This is a genomic window from Porphyromonas sp. C0041D3, assembly GCF_056590575.1.
In genome coordinates this window covers 291,988-311,268 of record NZ_JBWPWJ010000001.1, presented here as the reverse complement: position 1 = coordinate 311,268, position 19,281 = coordinate 291,988, and the positions used below count along the sequence as shown (strand labels likewise).

Sequence of the window (19,281 nt, the reverse complement as noted above, 5' to 3'; positions counted from 1 at the left end):
CAGCTCAAAGTCGCGAAGGATCTCCTCCGGAACAAATGCCGATATCAACTCCCTTATCTCTGCTGTTTCCATACGCTCTAACTACTTCCTCATCAAGTATCTATTGTCTCCTCAACAAAGGTAATTTCTTTTTCCTCCCCCTCCCAGCACATCAAAATGCGAATTAGCCGAATTAGCCGACCAAATGGGAGCATGGCGGTGGGAGATTTGCGAAGCAGTGTAGAATTACCGATATTTGTCCTCGACTTTGTGTGGGTGCTATAGCTCGCATGAGTGGACTAACAAATCATCATCACGTATGCTATCCCCGAGGATAAGACTTTACTCGACTGTCTTCACCATACTCACCCTGACCGGTCTCGCTGGCGCATCGCTGCAGGCCCAGGATATGCAGTCCTCGCCTACCACTCGGTATGGCTATGGCATCCCTGCCTACGCTACCCCTACACTCTGGCGAGGTATGGGCGGTGTCGGTATTGCCATGAGTAGCCCTAAGGCGATCAATTTTACCAACCCTGCTGCCTTTGCATCCACAGACTCCCTCTCCTTTATCATGGACGTGGCGACGTCGGCTCACTTTGGGCTCTATCGGGATGACACCGTCAGCAAGCCCTCTCTGCAGGGCGGGCTGGACTATCTGGCTGTGCAGTTTCCTCTCTACGGTGACCGTGTGGCGCTTAGCCTCGGACTGATCCCCTCCTTCTACACCGGATATGGTATGTCCTCTACTCAGAGCGTCGAGGGTGACACTGACGGGGTGAAGTATCTCCAAAGCTTTTCCGGCAGGGGCTCCTTCCAGACCGCTTATCTCGGCATCGGTGCCGAGGTGGTGCGAAACCTCTATCTCGGAGTCAGTGCGAAGTACCTCTTCGGGTCAGAGACTCACACCTGGACGATGGTACCCAATTTCTCTCAGCTCACACAGAGTATGGAGACCCATCGGCTAAGGATTAGCTCCTTCCAGGCAGAGGCGGGACTGCAGTATAAGCTTTTCCTGCCTGCTCGCTCGGCGGCGACCCCCAGCGCTACGCGGGATCAGATCGTCCTCGGAGCTACCTATAGCCCCGGTCTGCCCCTCAAGCCTGAGGCTACCCTGATCGTCAATCGGAATGTCAACTCGCAGACTCGCCCCGACATTGAGAATAAAGATGTAGTCCTGGAGACCTCTACTCCTCATACCATCGGGGTGGGACTGGCATGGGTGCGACCGATGAAGTATGCCGTGTCAGCGGACCTCAAAACCTCGCTCTGGAGCAGCGTCCCCAATATCTTTGCCGGGGATGGACTACAGCTGAGGAGCAGCTACTACGCTGCAGCGGGATTTCAGATCCTCCCCGACCCCTACTCGAGTAACTACGGCAGGCAGATCACCTACTCCGGTGGCGTCAATTTCTCCACCTCCTACTACGAGGTGGCCCCCATCGGGCAGATGAAGTATATCGGTGCCTCCGTCGGTGTCGGGCTACCGATCCTCCTCTATGGTCTCGAGCGCAACTCAGCCCTCAACCTCTCGCTCGAGTACAAGCACGGCTTGGCAGCTAAGGAGAGTGGCTTCAGCAGCGATATGCTCCGGCTCACTCTGGGCTTTGCCTTCAATGAGACTTGGTTCCGCAAGCTCAAGATCTATTGATAAAGTAAACCTATCCGGGATATTTTCATCATACTTGTACCGATGAAGTATTCGGAACACAATATCGAAAACTAAAAATCAAACCCATATCAATGAAATCATTACTTTTCACACTCGCACTGGGATTAGGTCTCTCGGCTTATGCCGGCACCTATGTGGCCCCATCCACGACAGCTGAGCCTGATACGGCCGCTTGCGCCAAGAACACAAAGTTCTACAAGATCTACCTTAAGAGTAAGAATTACGTAGATGCCTACACCTTCTGGAAGCGCGTCTATGATGAGTGCCCTGCTCAGTCCAAGGATCTCTACATCCAGGGTGCCGAGATCTACACTTGGCAGATCGATAACGCCAAGACCCCCGAGGATAAGAAGAAGGCTTACGATGGGCTGATGGATATGTACAACAGCCGCATCAAGTACTTCGGTGACGATGAGGAGACCGGTGAGGACTACATCCTCGGCAGTATGATCTCTGATCAGCTGAAGTACTACCCTAATGAGGTGGACTACGTCAAGATGTACGACCGCCTCAAGCCGGTGATCGACAAGCGTGGCGCTAAGACCGACCCCTTGACGCTCTACTACTTCACCTACTCCTCGATGCTCCGCTCCTCACTGGACCAGAATTTCAAGGCGCAGTATGTGAAGGATCAGACCTTTGTCGACAAGCTCTATGCCGAGGCTAAGGCTGCCGCTGAGGCCGAGGGCAATACGAGTCGCGCTGAGGCAATCGCAAGCTATCAGGCTACCTCACTGCAGGCCTTTGCCGCCAGTGGTGCTGCTAGCTGTGATGTGATGGAGTCGATCTATGGTCCTCAGATCAAGGAGAAGAATACCGACAAGACTTTCCTCAAGGAGACGATTGCCCTCTTTCAGAGTGTAGGTTGCACCGAGAGCCCCTCCTACTATGCTGCCTCTGAGGCATTGTTCAATCTCGAGCCGAGCTCCTCTGCCGCTCTCGGTGTGGCACGTAAGGCGCTCGCTGACAAGAATTATACTAAGGCCGAGGAGTATTACAAGAAGGCTATCGACCTCAGTACCGATGCGGATGAGAAGGGAGAGGCCAACTACGCCCTCGCAGTGATGTACTACGATCGTCACAGCTACGGCACCTCCCGTCAGTACTGCAATGCTGCGATGGCTGCCAAGCCTGGCTTCGGCGCACCGATGCTCCTCATCGCCAGTATGTACGCCTCCAGCGCAAGCAGCATCTACCCGGATGATCCGGTGAAGCAACGTGTCGTCTACTGCCTCGTCGTCGATAAGGCCGCTCGCGCAAAGGCTATCGATCCCAGCGTGACTGCTCAGGCGAATAAGCTGATCGGCACCTACACGGCTGCCTATCCCGCCAAGGAGGATATCTTTATGCACCCCGACCTGCAGGAGGGTCAGTCCTTTACCGTAGGGGGGTGGATCGGTGAGACGACCACCATACGCGTACGTTGATCGCCGGTCGATCCTTGCGCTCATCGTACCCTTTCATCACTAAGTCCTCATGGAGGAGCCTGAGATAGGATCCTTATCGATACATAGTCAGAGTAAGAAGCCGGTGTACTCCACCTTGTGGGGTCGCACCTGCTTCTTCTTTGTCTTACTCTCGGCTCTGCTGATGACCGGATGTAAGGGACGTAAGTCCGACTTGGCCAGTCGGTCCATCGATAGCCTGGGGTACACCTCGATCACGAAGGATGTGGTGACCTTCATCTCCGACAGCGGAGTGACGAAGTATAAGATGGTGACCGACCTCTGGCTGACCCGTAGTGAGCCTGAGGAGCAGTGGGTCTTCCCTGAGGGGATCTATCTGGAGCAATTTGACACCCTCTTTCAGACGCAGGCATCGATCGTCGCTGACACCGCCTACTACCACGTGTCGCGTCACCTCTGGGAGCTGAAGGAGAATATCCATATCCTCAATCGGGAGGGGACTCAGTTCTTTGGGAACCATCTCTTCTGGGATGAGGACAATGAGCTGGTCTACTCCCACGACAGCATCCGGATCCTGAGAGGGCCGGGTGAGGAGCTGCGGAGTCGCTTTGGCTTCAAGAGTAACCAGTACATGACGATGTACGAGCTGTACGATACGGCAGGGCATATGGATGTCAATGAGGATGGTGAGGTGACTTCGTCACCCGCTGCGCCCTCCACGACCGACTCAGTGATGTCTCCGGATAGTGTGGCGACTCCTCCCATACGACCGCGAGACTCTCTCATGATGAGACGATCCCCAGCGCGGACTAATCCCTATAGACCATCGAGATAAAGGTGAGGGTTATGTATCTTTGTCTATCTCACCTCTATCGTGAGGTGGAAGCTACGATAAGTCGATGATCTACTTCTTCATAGTACTCTGTGTCTTGCTCTCGGCCTTCTTTAGCGGGTCGGAGACCGCTTTCCTCGCATCCGATCGGCTTCAGGTGGAGCTGGATAAGGCCAAGCGGGGGGTGGGGAGTAAGGCTCAGACCTTCCTCTTTGACCGCCCCGGGAAGTACATCACCACTGTCCTCGTGGCGAATAATGTGATCAACGTCATCTATGGGCTGCTCTTTGCTGCGCTCCTTGAGCCGCTACTGCGGCAGTGGATGACCAATGCCTTCCTGATCGTGCTGATCCAGACGCTGATCTCCACAGCGGTGGTGATCATCTTTGGGGAGTATGTCCCTAAGTCTGTGGCTAAGGCGAGACCCAATGAGTATATGCAATTTGCCTCGCTCCCCCTCACCTTTGCCTATGTCCTCTTCTACCCGATCACGATACTGGCAGGCGGGCTGACAAACCTCTTCCTACTCCTCTTTGGGATCAAGGGAAAGACCAATGACCAGAGCCCTCTCGGTAAGGTCGACCTCGATTACTACATCCGGCAAAATACCTCATCGGAGGACGACCCTACGGTGAGGCATGAGGCTATGCTGCTGCAGAATGCCCTAGAGTTTCCAGACATACAGGTCCGCGACTGCCTCATCCCTCGCAACGAGCTCTCTGCTGTCGAGGAGGATACCTCTATGGAGGAGCTGCTGGACCTCTTCATCAAGACCGGCTACTCTAAGATCATCGTCTACCGCGAGTCGATAGATAATGTGATCGGTTACATCCACAGCACTGAGATGTTTCGCTGCCACAAGGACGGAAGTCGCTGGCAGGAGCATATCAAGGAGACGATCTATGTGCCTGAGACGCTAACGATAGAGAAGGTGATGCAGAGCCTCCTGCTGCGCAAGCGAGGCTTGGCGATCGTGGTGGACGAACTGGGCGGGACCTCCGGGATCGTCACCCTCGAGGATATCGTGGAAGAGATCTTCGGGGACATCGAGGACGAGCACGATACGGTGCATATCGTTATGCGTAAGGTGAGCGAGGAGGAGTACATACTCTCAGGTCGTGCCGGGCTGGATGATATTAATGATAAGTTTGAGATCGGACTGCCTGAGGAGGAGGACTTCAAGACCATAGCCGGCTATATCATGTCGGTCAGCCAGTCTATCCCCGGTCGGGGCGAGGTGGTGGAGCTTTCTCCAAAGTTTAGCGCAGAGATACTGAGAGCATCAGAGAATAAAATAATCCTCGTGCGGCTGCTCGTACGGAGTTAGTCGCACATAGTGTGAGATATCATGTATAGAACAAAGACTTGTGGAGAGCTTCGCGCCTCCGATATTGGCTCCGAGGTGACGCTGGCCGGATGGGTGCAGCGGATACGTAAGATGGGCGGGATGACCTTTATCGATCTGCGTGATCGGTATGGGATCACCCAGTTGGTCCTCGCTGAGAGCAGCAGCCATGAGCAGCTCGAGAAGGCATCTGAGATCGGTCGTGAGTATGTGATCCAGGCCGTAGGTACCGTCGTGGAGCGCTCCTCGAAGAACCCCAAGATGCCTACCGGTGATATTGAGATCGATGTCCACTCGCTCAATATCCTATCAGCCTCCGAGACCCCTCCCTTCACGATTGAGGAGGAGTCCGATGGCGGTGATGAGCTACGGATGAAGTACCGCTATCTCGACATCCGCCGACCCAGTGTGGTACGTAATCTTGCCCTCCGTCACCGGATGGCACAGCTGATCCGTCGTTACCTCGATGGGCAGCAGTTTATGGAGGTGGAGACGCCTTTCCTGATCAAGTCTACACCCGAGGGTGCGCGAGACTTTATCGTCCCCTCGAGGATGAATCCAGGACAATTCTACGCCCTCCCACAGTCCCCTCAGACCTACAAGCAACTACTGATGATTGCCGGTATCGACCGGTACTTCCAGGTGGTGAAGTGCTTCCGCGACGAGGACCTACGTGCTGATCGTCAGCCGGAGTTCACCCAGATCGACTGCGAGATGAGCTACGTCCATCAGGATGATGTGACAGACACCTTTGAGGGACTGAGCAAATACCTATTCAAGGAGATCCTCGGCATTGAGCAGACGGAGCCCTACCTCAAGATGGACTGGCAGGATGCGATGAAGTACTACGGCTCAGATAAGCCGGACATGCGCTTCGATATGCGGATCGTGGAGCTCAAGGAGACGATCACCGAGACCGGATTTGGGGTCTTTGATGAGGCTGCCTACATCGGAGGTATCTGTGTCAAGGGCTGCGCCGGCTATACCCGCAAGCAGCTCGATGAGCTGACCGACTACGTAAAGAGCCCGCAGGTGGGTGCCAAGGGACTGATCTACGCACGCATCAATGAGGATGGCAGCGTCAAGAGCAGTGTCGATAAGTTCTACTCCGAGGAGCAGAGAGCTTCCCTGCGCGATGCCATGAAGGCAGAGCCGGGTGACCTGATCCTGATCCTCTGTGGTGACGATGCGATGAAGTGTAGGACTCAGCTGGGACGTCTCCGTCTCCAGATGGGACGCCGTGAGGGCCTGATGGACCCGATGAACTTCAAGTGTCTCTGGGTGGTCAATTTCCCGCTCTTCGAGTGGAGCGAGGAGGAGGGGCGCTATATGGCGATGCACCACCCCTTCACCATGCCGGTGGAGGAGGACATCCCGCTGCTGGAGACCGATCCCGGGAAGGTGCGAGCCTACGCCTACGATATGGTGATCAATGGTGTCGAAGTGGGTGGCGGCTCGATCCGAATCCACGACACCAAGCTTCAGGACCGGATGTTCCATGCCCTCGGCTTCACTGAGGAGCGAGCTCAGGAGCAATTTGGCTTCCTGATGAATGCTTTCAAGTACGGTGCGCCGCCCCACGGAGGCATCGCTTATGGCTTTGACCGCTGGGTCTCTCTCTTCGCCGGCTTGGACAGCATCCGCGACACGATTGCTTTCCCGAAGAATACCTCCGGTCGCGATGTAATGGTAGATGCTCCTGCCACTGTGGACCAGAAGCAGCTGGATGAGCTGCACATTGCGCTTAAGAAGTAAGTCTCTATAGTATGCAAGAGGAAGATCAGCTGTCTCTGTCGGACGCAGATCTTCCTTTTTTTATTTCACGGTCCCCCATGCTTGTCCGAAGAGCTCTCCTTGCCCTCTCTCTGCTTGCCCTCCTGCCGTCGCTCACTGCTCAGATCGTCCTGAGTCGCTTCGACCTGACGGAGGAGGGACAGCCCGACTCCACCTCTGTCGCCGTGGAGATCCCCTCCATGGTGCAGCGAGACCTGCTCCGTCAGGGCCTGATCCCTCATCCCTTTGTCGGCACCTCCGAGGACAGCATACAGTGGGTGAGCGATAGGGAGTGGGTCTACCGGACCACCTTTGAGCTGTCGGGCGCGGAGCTCTCCGGCTACCGGTTGCGCCTCAGGTGGGTCGATACTTTTGCGGAGTTCTATCTCAATGGCGCGCTGCTTGGTCGTACAGAAAACTTCTTCCGGACCTATGCCTATGACCTCGATGGTCATCTCCGCCCCGGGACCAACCGGCTGGTGATCCGCCTCCTCTCGCCGACGAAGATCGGTCAGCTCCTTTACGAGAGCAATGGATTCAATTATCCTGCCGATAATGATCGTGCAAAAATATTCTACAGCCCATACATCCGGACAGCCCCCTACCACTACGGGTGGGACTGGGCACCTCGGCTGATCTCTATGGGTCTTTTTGCACCGCCCGTTGTGGAGCGAAAGGAGCGTCTTCATCCGGAGGACTTTTACGTCCGCAGTAAGATCGAGTGGAGCGGTACGGAGCCGACCTCAGCCACGCTCACTGTGAGTGGCAGCCGGAGAGCGCAGGGGGCATTCCTCACGCTCCTCGATCCGGATGGCGTGGAGCTGGAGCGTGCGGTGATGACGGGTGACTCGGTTGCCTTCTCCATCCCGAGGCCACGACTCTGGATGCCACACGGATGGGGTGAGGCAGATCGCTACACGCTGGTCTATCAGGACACGACGGGAGAGAGGGACAGCCTCCGAGTGGGGCTGCGGGAGGTGCACCTTGATCAGACGGACGGGGCGTTCCGCTTCGTGGTCAATCGCCGACCTTTCTACGCCAAGGGGGCCAATTACCTCCCGCACGACCGGCGTATGGGCGACCACGGGAGGAGCCTCGAGCAATTCTTCGTGGAGGACGTGCTGCCGGCGCACTTCAATATGCTGCGTGTCTGGGGCGGAGGGATCTACGAGACGGAGGAGTTTTACGAGCTGGCAGATCGCTACGGGATCCTGATCTGGCAGGACTTCCCCTTTGCCTGCACCACCTATCCGAGCGACCCCGCCTTTATGGAAAACGTGCGGTGCGAAGTGGCGGATCAGCTCTCGCGCCTCCGCAATCACCCCTCCCTGGCACTCCTCTGCGGCAACAATGAGGTCCGCGAGGGAATGCGCCACTGGGGCTGGAAGTTAAAGTACAGTCCCGAGCTCTGGCAGGAGATGACGACAGGGTATGAAAAGCTCTTCCGGAAGCTCCTCCCCGAGAGCGTCGCTCACTACGCCCCGCATGTGGACTACATACACGGCTCGCCCTTTGACTCTAACTGGGGCGACCTCGAGAGCCTCTCCCGCAGCGATGCACACTACTGGGGAATGTGGTTTGGCGAAGAGGACTACACCACGTTTGATCACAATGCAGGGCGCTTCGCAAGCGAGTACGGGCTGCAGTCTTTCCCCGAGATGAAGACCGTCAGGAACTTTGCCCCTGAGGCGGACTCTCTCAGCCTCGACCATCCTCTCGTGGCGCATCGGCAGCGCTCCCCGGGTGGCAATGAGCGGTTGCGACTCTATATGGAGCGCGACTACCCGAAGCCCGAGAGCTTTGCCGACTTCACTTACCTGAGTCTCCTCGAGCAGCGAGATGCCACCGGCTATGCCATCCGTGCCGTCCGTCGCGCCTATCCCGACAATGCCGGTTCGCTCTACTGGCAGATCAATGATGTCTGGCCCACGGTCAGCTGGTCCTCCGTCGATTACTGGGGCAATCACAAGGCGCTCCACTATGCAGTGGAGCGCGCCTATCGGCCCACGATCGTCGACCTGGTGGAGCGGGGGGACTTGCTCGCCCTCTGCCTCGTCTCCGATGACCCGTTGCTTCGGGGCTCCGTCGATGTCGAGGTGACCTGGATGCGGACAGACGGGAGCCTCCTGACGAGTCCTTCCCACTATGCCTGCCGGGTGACTGAGACGCCTCTCTCTGTGGAGCTTACCCAACTCCCGAGACCGCTCACCTCAGATACCATCCTTGCACAGTTGATCGTGAGGCAAGGCGATGGGAAGGAGGTCGCTCGCCAGCTCTACTATAGCGTCCGTCCCCGGCAGATGAAGCTGCCACGTCCTCGTTACTTGGTCGAGGAGCGACTGACGGAGAGGGGGCTGACGGTCACCATTACCGCTGAGACCCTGATCAAGGATCTCTTTATCGAGTCCCCCTGGCAGGGCGCTCTCTACTCGGATAATTTCTTTGACCTGCTCCCGGGAGAGACGAAGACGATAGAGATCTCTCATCCTGATGTGGAGAAGGGTAGGCTGACCTTTCACACCCTTAATGACCTGCTGAGAAATGAAGAAAAGTGAACTCATCATCGAGAATTGTGCCGGTGATGTCCCCTCGTGCCTAGAGGCTGAGCGGGGTGGGGCGAGCCGAATAGAGCTCTGTGCCGCCCTCTCGGAGGGTGGTACCACGCCCTCCTACGGCACTGTGGCGGCGGCTCTCCGCTGCTGTCATCTCCCCATCATCCCGATCATCCGTCCTCGCTCGGGAGACTACCTCTACTCTGAGACCGAGGTCGATGTTATGCTGGAGGATATCCGGGTTTTGCGTCGGCTGGGTGTGGCCGGTTTCTCGCTCGGTGCCCTTACTTCGGATGGAGACTTAGACGACGAGCTCTGCCGCCGGCTGATCCGTGAGGCAGAGGGTCTTCCGGTCACGCTTCATCGGGCATTTGATCGGGCGGCATCGCTGGAGACGGCTCTGGAGCAGGCGGTAGCTCTCGGCTTTGCCTGCATTCTCACATCGGGTGGTACGCCATCGGCAGTGGACAGTCTGGATCGGATCCGTCACCTGGTGGAGCAGGCCGATGGACGCATCAGCATCATGGCGGGCAGTGGCATCACGGCCGATAATGCTCGTCATGTGGTCCGGTCCACCGGTGTCTCTGCGATTCATGGTACCTTTGCAAGGCTGAGGGGCAGCTCGATGCGTCACTCCTCAGTGGCATTTCCAACCTCGTCCTCGGCTCAGATCCCTGAGAGAGACATCAGAGTCACCGATGCCGAGGCTATTTCATCTATACGTCAAAGTCTTTTATCATGAATACGATCGATATTGTTCTCTCCCCCGAGCTGCTTGATGTCTATAGACCTACTGAGCCGACCACCTTTGTGGTGGTGGATATCCTCAGAGCCAGCTCGACGATGGTCGCTGCCTTTGACAATGGTGTCCGGAGGATCTTTCCCATCGAGACCATCGAGGAAGCAAAGGCGGCAGCTGCAGCGGGTCACCTCGTCGGTGCGGAGCGTAAGTGTGTCAAGTGTGACTTCGCCGATCTCGGCAACGATCCGCTTGAGTATGGTCCAGAGCAGGTGCGAGACAAGGAGATCTACTTCACCACCACAAATGGCACCCGCACGCTGAAGAAGTGTATGAGCTTCGGACCGGAGCATAGTGTGGTCGTCGGAGCATTTACCAACATCGGCACCGTGGCTGAGTACTGCCGGGGACGCAATGTCCTCTCCGTCTGTGCCGGATGGGAGGGGCACGTCTGCATCGAGGATGCTCTCTTCGGTGCTGCCCTTGCTGACCGCCTCTCGGGTAGCCACACACTCGGCAGTGATGCGGTGCGGATGGTGCTTGACTACTACCGTAGTCACTCGTCTGACATCGTGGGCGCCATCAAGCAGAGCGACCACTACCAGCGCCTCCTCCGTGTGGGGAAGGCGGAGGCTCTCTCGTACTGCATTGACCTCGACTGCTCCACAGCTCTCCCCATAGCCGGCACGGATGCTAAGGGACGTATCGTATTAGATAATAAGTAAGTTGCCATGACCCGTAAAGTCCTCGCCCTCCTCTTTCCGCTCCTCCTCCTTACGGGCTGCGGCAGCACCCGAAATGCTGCTAATCAGCAGGTGAGCCGTATGCCTATGCCGGGGAAAAACCCCTCCTACAACGCCTACATCCGACAGTACGCCCCCGCTGCGCTACAGAGTCAGCGGGAGTTTGGCATCCCTGCCTCCATCACTATGGCTCAGGGTCTGCTGGAGAGTGGGGCCGGTGGTAGTGCTTTGGCGCAGAAGTCCAATAATCACTTCGGCATCAAGTGCCACAATGGCTGGAGCGGTGCGCGCACCTACCATCGCGATGACAACCCTCGCGACTGCTTCAGGGTATACGACGATCCGCTCGACTCCTACCTCGACCACGGGCAATTCCTCACTGGCAACCGCAGGTACAGCTCACTCTTCCGTATAGATATGGCGGACTACAAGAGCTGGGCAAAGGGGCTACAGCGAGCCGGCTATGCTACCGACAGAGGCTACGCCAATAAGCTCATCAAGATCATCGAGGACTATCAGCTCTACCTGCTGGTGGACGGCAACGTGGAGCGAGACTACGCCTACAACCGACCTGAGCAACCACGGCGAACCGTCAGCAGCAAGCCTCCCATGAGATACGAGAAGCCGGCATCGAGGGAGACGACCCCCATCGGCGTCCGTGAGATCTACAAGAGCTATGGACTCCTCTACGTCCTTGCTAAGAAGGAGGACGATCTCGCCAGCATTGCTCGAGACCTCGATATCTCGGAGAAGAAACTCACTGACTACAACGACTTCCCGCCCGGCTACCCGATCGAGGAGGGAGACATCATCTACCTCCAGAGGAAGCTCCGTCGTGCCGATCCACCCTACTACCGCCATGAGGTGAGGGTAGGGGAGTCGATCCACGGCATAGCACAGAGATACGGCATCCAGCTACGCTCTCTCTACCAGATGAATAAGCTCGACCCCGCCTATATCCCCGAGGAGGGCGATATCCTGATCCTTCGCTAAGTAGCTCAGCCACCCTCGCTACAGAGACTGCACTACTCCCTGTCCCATCGCTACCCGGTCTCAGGACTTCTCTCCGAATATCTATCTCGGAATAGTAGAGTGTGCAAGGGCTGTGGCTCGTCGCAATAGCTCCAATAAGTCGTACAATCATCACTTCGCCGGGTAATACGCTTCCGGAAGGTCTCAGTCGGAGGAAAGAAGGACGATCGTCACCTTTTTTCTGCCTCGTATAGAGATTAGGATAAAAAAGTGCTGCATCACAGGAAAACTCTTGTGATGCAGCACGAAAGAAAGACTTGTGTGCCGAGGGTACTATCGGATCCTCAGACGATAATCCTCTACTTCGCCGTAGTCGAAGATTTCGTCAGGCTGCGGGTAGCCACCATTGACCTTCATACTCACACGGACGCGATATAGCCCCGGATCCATACGATAGGGGAGGGTGAACCAACCGCTCACATAGCTGTTGCCATACCTAGAGGCGACCAGCTCGGAGGAGCTGAATTGTCCGTCCTTATTGTAGTCAATCCATATTCGCCAATAGCACCAGTAGACCCGTGTGGTCCCAAAGGAGGGAGAGAGCTGGAAGGCGAGGGCGCGACCGGGATAGCCGAGGATGTGGTGTGTGGTGATGTAGGAGGCATAGCCGTCACCGCCTGTACCGCTATTGCCCATATCCCCGATCTTTACCTCACTGATGTAGGCATATCGAGAGTCCTTGCCATAGGAGGTCGGATAGGGATCATCCTTCGGCTGTGGGTCAGGGTCCGGCTTCGGATCCGGCTTCGGGGTCACCTTGCTCTTGATAAGCACGGGATAGTCCTCCACCTCACCGTGATCAAAGGTCTCGCATACCTCAGGCGCGGAGCCCCACTTCATCGATACCCTCATGCGGGTGGTCACGTCGCGAGCACTCGCAGGGATGGTGATCGTCTTGACGACCGGGACATTGGACTGTGTGGTGGTGAAGTCTAGTGCCAGCTCATCAGCGCCAAAGTCCTTGTCTCCATTGAGATCGATCCAGACACGCCAGTACTCCGGGTAGCTCCCGGCGGTGGATCCGGGCTTGAGAGTGATCCTATAGGTCTCCCCGGGGGTCAGCTCCACCTGCTTGTGATCGAAGTAGGTGTAGCCGCCGGCATTGGCGGTCGTGACGTTGCTCACGTTGCTGATGCTCACCTGAGCGATATAGGTACTGCGGGCATATCGACCCATCGAGGGACAATAGTCATCGGAGGGGACAGGATCGTCGCCGCCCTCGTCGAGGAGCTGTTCCACATAGGGGCGGAAGATACGTGCGCCCTCACTCGGCACCGAGGTCTCTATGACTCCATTCTTGAGGGTATAGGTGCCCTCCTTGGTGATGAAGAGGAGCTGAGGTACGGTCTCTATACCGAGCACTCTCTGGATATAGTCCCAGTTGGCTCCCCACTGTCCATTGGTCACGACATCGAAGCCGTAGAAGGGGATCCTGTCGCCATACTCCTTGGCCAGGAGCTCTACGGCAGGTCTGGTGCGCTCACAGTGTCCGCAGCCGGTAGCCTTGAGGAAGAGGACCATCGGACCGCTATAGCCACTGCCAAAGAATACTCGCCCACTCTGCCCGAAGGAGAGCATCCTCCGGAGCTGGTCGAGAGTCAGGTAGGTGATCGATCCGGAGTCGGGAGTGGGCTTGGGATCGGGTCTCTGTGCCGGCTCGATGCCTATGACGATGTCCTGACCGTAATTGAAGCCTCCATTGCCTCCACCCGTGCCGAGGGAGGAGGGATCAAGGGCGTGGAGGAGAAAATAGCCGTCTGACATACCTCCCCATCCCCAATTGATGTGGAAGTAGCCATTCATATATCCGTCGCAGACAAAGGAGTGTCCTGCTCCGGTCCTTCCTGAACCCGCATACTGGACGGGGCGACCATTGGCCAGCTCGTTGTAGACGATGGAGGCCCAGTCGGAAGCATTATAATTGGAGCGATAGATGTCTCTGACGGTATTCTTGTAAAAGAAATGATCCGCCAGGAGAGACGGCACGTAGTACTGCCAGGTGCCGCTGCCGTAGGCAGAGAATTGCATGTTGAGTCCCACAGCCACATCGTAGCATAACTGAGCCACATCGTCATTGTACTGACGGAGCGTGGCTGCCGGCATATTGTCCCAGTTGTAATACTTATTGAAATTAGCATACTGACCATCCGACGTGGAGGTGTGGGAGCCGGTGCCGCGAGGAGGATATTTCCAGTATCTCATGATCTGTGAGGTAGCGGTGGCTACACAGCCGACAGGGGTCCCCGTGGGGCAATAAGCGTTGTAGTAGGGAGACTGATTCCACTTAATGCCTCCGAGGAGGGGCTCAATGTTCCCGGAGGCTCTGAGGGCCTGTCCCGTCACATCTCCCCTGAGGGCACACTCATAGTGCTTTCGCAGCTCCGGTGTCACCGGAAGCACGTGACGTAGAGAGTCGATCCCGGAAGCATAGGAGCTGAGGAAGCTCATCACATTCTTCACCTCGGAGCTACCCTGTGTCTCCGCTACATTCTTGCCGAAGAAGCTTCCCTCGTAAGAGAAGCCTAAAATCGGAAACGTATTATCCCATGCCGAGACGATGACATAACCGCGCCGGCCGATATTGAAGACATAGTAGGCGGGGAGGGATGAGCGGTCGTCCATAGTCTCGTCATCAGAGACGGCGCGAAGACCGATCATGCTTGCAGGCTCGGCAAAAGCGAGCTCCAGACCCTCATCGGCTACGGAGCGGAGGGTAGTCATCGGAGTCTCACTCTCGCTCAGGAAGCGAAGGACCACAACCTCCGCCTCCTCAATTGTGAGGTGGTGCGGCTCGGTCGACTCCGCCTGCTCAGGGTCAGTGGGGCGGGGATCTCTCTCAGCCTGACAGCCTCCGAGGAGGAGTGTCAGTGCGAGGAAGAGTCCCGCCAGACCCGCAAACCAAAAGAAATTTTTCCTATTCATAATGCGATGTTTCTTGTCAGGCGAATTGCATCATAGACTGCCATATCACAAGCCATGGTCATCATTCCGTCGACTCAGAATGCCCCGCGAGATCTCGGCGATCAGCAGGAGGCGATCCGTTGTCTCTGCCTCCAGTGACAAACCTCGGACTAACACCGAATATTAGTCGATCTAATTTCCGAATTAGTCCGAGGCTGCTACCATTGATCGAGACACTCTGTCTCGAGAAAGACTCAAGACTTACCGAATCATACTGACGACGGGCGTCCCGTACCGGAAGCCATATATCTGCCGTGTCGAGAATATGGCACCGATGACTTTATGCGACCGGGTCCTGATGCTCTAGCCATGGTTACTTTTTGGAGATGGAGCCACTGATGACTCTGATCCCGCTATTCGTATCGATATTCATTACCAGGTTAGCCTCGCGCTGTCCGGAGCGCTTCTCCTGGGTAAAGACATTCATCGTGCCTCTCATGGCAGCCATCATCAGCTCGCGTACGGTGCAGTGACTTGTCGCATCTCCGAGGTTGTAGATATTGGCTGTGCCGGCGGAATTGGTGTGACCGAAGTAAGCGTAGATGGTCAGCTTCATCTTGAGGAAGTCCTCCATGCTCATCCCCTTCGGTCTGCGGATGGTGATCTCGGACACATTACCCTCGCCTAGATTGACCTCTTGCTCGGGGTCATCGATGCGGACGTACTCCTTCATATCCCTATTGAAGATCATCTGATCCTTCTGTCCGTCTACTGAGATGGTGACATTACCATAGACATAGAGCGGCTTGACGTTGTCCGCCTTGGCTCTCAGCGTGCGAGGAGTAAAGCGCAGGGTAAGCTCGTCCATCTCAGGAATGAAATAGGACTCGTTGCGGATAAAGTCGCTGGTGAGGACCACGCGCGCAACAGAGTTGTCGTGGACATAGCGTAGCGTGTAAGCAACAGGACGAGCTGAAGACGGAGTGAGGGGTGCGGAAAGACACTGCTTGAAGCCCTCCCAGCCATTGGAAAGACCAAGTCCATGCTCCTGCGAGGTGCCGCCAATGATGCGGGACTTGGATACAGAAGCATCAAGGATCTCCTTGTACTTCGTCTCCAGCTCGACATTGACTTTCTCTGTCGGGAGATTGAGATTAAGCGCGGCGACCACATCATGATACTCGTGATTGCTTGAGATGACGGCGAAGCCCATGCGGCCATAGAAGACCTCAGAGACATAGACGGGCATCACTCCATCCATTTTCGCCACATTGGCACTCTTGAGAATAAACTGATCCGGGATGTCCACAGCGATGCTGAAAGCCTTCTGGATCGCCTTGACGAGGACGTGGGTCTTCATCTTCTGGTGCGATGTGTTAAGGTTGAGCTGAGCGATAAGATCCTCCTTCTGATACCCGATACCCAGCTTGGCACCAATCTCTGTCGAGTTGGACACCTCATTGACCTCATACATGGTGGTGGCGGAGAGAGGATGGCTCGGCATGCCTAACCACTGCTGTAACGTCATATTATAGTCGCTCGACTTAGGGTTTTCGAAATGGGCGACAAAATTCATCGGCGTGCTTGGGATCAGATCCTTGGCACTCCACACCAGCTCACCGGTGGTGCCGGGCAGCCTGAGATACTTGCCATTGGTGATCGAGCTGCCGACGAAGACAGATCCGGGGTAGATCTGATTCTCCGAGGGGTTAAAGATGGAGAGCTCATCGAAAGCAAATCCGGAGTTGTAGACCTTTCGCATGTTGACAAACACTCCCTTGAGCCCGTTAAAGGTCCCTTCCTCAATGGTCTCTTCGTTGACCTGAGGCGCGATGGGAGCCAACTGAGGCAGTACCAAGCCGCCCTCCTCTCCTGTGGTCATGCCATTGGGCAGGGGCAGTGCACGAAGCTGAGTGAGGAGTGTGGAAGCGTCTCCCTCAGTGGGGTTGTCGGTGGATTGTGTCGGCTCGGTAGAGTTGTCCCGGCAGCCGGTGGATAGCATCATTGCTCCTGTGAGAAGTACGGAGAAGGGTGCAAGCGAGACTATGTGGCGAAATAACTTATTCATGACTTTTGGTTCTTTATTAGGAAGGGGTTCAGTGATTGGTCAGGTATGGCTCAGGCTCACTGCCGAAGCATCTGGTCAGAGTCCGGGTGCCGTCTGCACTAGTGACGGAGCGGAGCGAAGTGGGAATCTCCTCGATCTCCTTGGCCTCGTGGAAAAGATCAAAGAGGACCGTCGCAGAGTAGTCGTTGTATGCATTCTTCCGCGTAGTGACGGAGAGACTGTTATGGATTGCATTGAAGATCAGATCCTGGAGTCGGATGCTGTACTTGCTCTCACCGAGATCGTCACCGGTAATGGTTCCGGCAGAGTTGGTATTATGGAAGTGAGTGTCGATGTAGATCCTCTGATTGAGGAAGTCCTGCATGGACATTCCCTTGGGGCGATGCAGAGTGACGTTGATAGTCTCGGCATTGGGCATACCGGCTTTCTTTTGCTTATCCAGCTTGACATACTTGCTCATCCCTAACCATACGAGACGATAGTCCTCAGAGGCAGTGCCGTCTTTGGTGAGCTCTGCCGGTACGGTGAGGATGGTGTGACCCCAGACTTGGAGCTCCTCCTTATTGCCTGCGTTAGCCCTAATCTCCACGGGGCGGAAGCTAAAGGACATCTCGTCACTCTCCTTGACGAAGTAACTCTCTGTGATGGGGTACTGACCGGTCTGGACAACGCGGGCAACTGAGTTGTCATCCGCATATCGGAGCGTGATGGCCACCGGGACAGCCTCGGCAGGATTGAGTTCCGTACTGAGTGCTTCCTTGAAGCCGTCCCAACCCTTCTTGACAGAGAGGCCATGGTCACCCGACTTGCCGCCGGTAAAGACGTACTGAGTAAAAGACTCATCCAGAATCTTCTTGTAAGTGGATGAAAGCTCAAACTTGAAAGACGGAGCCATCACCTGCAAGGCGGCCATCAGCTCTAAGTAGTCATGGTCCGTAGAGATGAGCGCAAAGCCCATACGCCCATAAAACACATCCGAAATGTATACCGGCATGACACCCTGCAGAGCCCCAGGAGCTGCAGAGAGCAGGTGCTGGCGATCGGGCAGATCCATGGAGACGGAGAAAAGCTTCTGCACAAACTTTACCAGCATATGGGTCTTCAGATCCCCATTCTTGCCCTCAAAGGTGATTCCCGCCTTGACATTCTCAGTCTCAAAGCCAAGTCCCAACTTGGCACTGAACTCCTTGAGATCTTTCACTTCAGTCAGCTCAAAGGTGGTAATGGCGGAAGTGGGTAGAGTTGGCGTGCCACGCCATTTCTGCATTGTCGCCGAATAGTCGCTAAACCGTGGATCCATGACCCGCTGGACAAACTTATCCACTTGCGGATCGGCAGGGACCAAGTCGGGAGAGGACCAAGTGACATCACCGACTTTTTGACCCATGACAGGGAGATAGCGACCATTACTGATAGAGTTTCCCACAAGCACATTACCGGGGTAGATGAGGTTGCTCATGGGATTGAAGAGTAAATACTCGTTGTAGACCGATCCGGAGCTGTACATCGTACTCCGGCTGATGATTACACCGTGGAGGTCATCCTTGGTGGTAGGCACTACGGGGCCACCCTTTCCGGGATCTCCAACGATCTGAGGATCCGGTATGGGATCATTGCCTCGGAGCATTCCTGCAGCCAATGGCAGGCTTCCGAGCCGGGTCTCCGGTGACACAGCGGGCTCACCCGGGACTTCGCTCTTGCTGCAGGAGCTGAGAGAGAGTCCCAGAAAAGTCAGCCATCCGCCGATGAGAAGACACGTTCGCTGTAGGTTCATAGCTTTTTAATAAAAAAAGGTGAAACATATAAATATTAACCTTGCCTTCATACTAACTCCGTGACTATACCATATGTAAGTCTCCGAGGTTGCCATTCTGGCAGTATTTCGATGACCAATTTTACCAATTATCCCACTTGTTTCAAAATATTGTAAAAACAAACTTGGTTTTGTATTTTAGGCTGTAATCTGAGCCCTATGGGGGTTGCATTTTGATGTGCTGGGAGAGTGAGGAGGATGAAAGGGGGTTTGATGATGTGAGGGATTTAGGAGAAGTGGAGGGCGACTCAATTGTGGTGTCCAGAAAAAGTATCCAATAGACGAGTGAGCGGAGCCTAATATCGGTAAAAGAAATGCGGGCTGTGCCATACTGAGAGTCAGTCTTCTCCTGTGTCGCCACTGAGGCCACTCTGCCGGGGTGCAGTGCCAGTGCACTCTCCTGACGGATGGCACGATGGTGGAGCC

General features: G+C 55.7%; 12 protein-coding genes. 9 read left to right on the top strand and 3 right to left on the bottom strand.

The window, feature by feature from the left end; translation table 11 throughout:
* The first annotated feature begins 298 nt into the window (after nt 1–298).
* The 9 genes from bamG to AC1EKE_RS01225 all read left to right on the top strand — a co-directional run bounded on the left by bamG (nt 299) and on the right by AC1EKE_RS01225 (nt 12,034).
* Entirely contained in the window at nt 299–1,630 is a 1,332-nt protein-coding gene (gene bamG / locus AC1EKE_RS01265) for a BamG family beta-barrel-assembly machinery protein (RefSeq protein WP_480307682.1), read from the top strand.
* A 92-nt stretch (nt 1,631–1,722) separates the two neighbouring features.
* Nucleotides 1,723–3,078: a tetratricopeptide repeat protein gene (locus AC1EKE_RS01260; RefSeq protein WP_480307680.1), complete on the top strand. Its 1,356-nt coding sequence runs from the start codon at nt 1,723–1,725 to the stop codon at nt 3,076–3,078.
* Nucleotides 3,079–3,181: 103 nt separating this feature from the next.
* The gene (locus AC1EKE_RS01255) at nt 3,182–3,892 is read left to right on the top strand and encodes a hypothetical protein (RefSeq protein WP_480307678.1); all 711 of its coding nucleotides are present in this window, start codon (nt 3,182–3,184) and stop codon (nt 3,890–3,892) included.
* 64 nt (nt 3,893–3,956) lie between these two features.
* Nucleotides 3,957–5,216, top strand: a complete 1,260-nt coding sequence (locus tag AC1EKE_RS01250) for a hemolysin family protein (protein WP_296122138.1) — start codon at nt 3,957–3,959, stop codon at nt 5,214–5,216.
* 21 nt (nt 5,217–5,237) lie between these two features.
* A complete protein-coding gene (aspS, locus tag AC1EKE_RS01245) occupies nt 5,238–6,989 on the top strand; it encodes an aspartate--tRNA ligase (protein ID WP_480307676.1) in 1,752 nt (583 codons plus the stop codon).
* A 77-nt stretch (nt 6,990–7,066) separates the two neighbouring features.
* Entirely contained in the window at nt 7,067–9,562 is a 2,496-nt protein-coding gene (locus AC1EKE_RS01240) for a beta-mannosidase (RefSeq protein WP_480307675.1), read from the top strand.
* Nucleotides 9,549–10,301, top strand: coding sequence for a copper homeostasis protein CutC (locus AC1EKE_RS01235; RefSeq protein WP_480307673.1), 753 nt, complete (start codon nt 9,549–9,551; stop codon nt 10,299–10,301). Before AC1EKE_RS01240 ends, AC1EKE_RS01235 begins: the two co-directional genes overlap by 14 nt.
* Complete coding sequence (locus AC1EKE_RS01230; RefSeq protein WP_480307671.1) at nt 10,298–11,023, top strand: 2-phosphosulfolactate phosphatase; 726 nt, start codon at nt 10,298–10,300, stop codon at nt 11,021–11,023. Before AC1EKE_RS01235 ends, AC1EKE_RS01230 begins: the two co-directional genes overlap by 4 nt.
* Before the next feature lie 6 nt (nt 11,024–11,029).
* Nucleotides 11,030–12,034, top strand: coding sequence for a glucosaminidase domain-containing protein (locus tag AC1EKE_RS01225; protein WP_480307669.1), 1,005 nt, complete (start codon nt 11,030–11,032; stop codon nt 12,032–12,034).
* Nucleotides 12,035–12,346: 312 nt separating this feature from the next.
* On the opposite strand, the gene AC1EKE_RS01220 is transcribed toward AC1EKE_RS01225, so the two are convergent.
* The 3 genes from AC1EKE_RS01220 to AC1EKE_RS01210 form a co-directional block, all read right to left on the bottom strand.
* Nucleotides 12,347–14,995: a C10 family peptidase gene (locus AC1EKE_RS01220; protein ID WP_480307667.1), complete on the bottom strand. Its 2,649-nt coding sequence runs from the start codon at nt 14,993–14,995 to the stop codon at nt 12,347–12,349.
* Nucleotides 14,996–15,347: 352 nt separating this feature from the next.
* On the bottom strand, nt 15,348–17,042 hold the full coding sequence (locus AC1EKE_RS01215; RefSeq protein WP_296158825.1) for a thiol-activated cytolysin family protein: 1,695 nt from the start codon (nt 17,040–17,042) through the stop codon (nt 15,348–15,350).
* Nucleotides 17,043–17,070: 28 nt separating this feature from the next.
* Nucleotides 17,071–18,816 (bottom strand): thiol-activated cytolysin family protein, encoded by a 1,746-nt coding sequence (locus tag AC1EKE_RS01210; RefSeq protein WP_480307665.1) that lies wholly within the window; start codon nt 18,814–18,816, stop codon nt 17,071–17,073.
* Nucleotides 18,817–19,281: the final 465 nt, after the last annotated feature.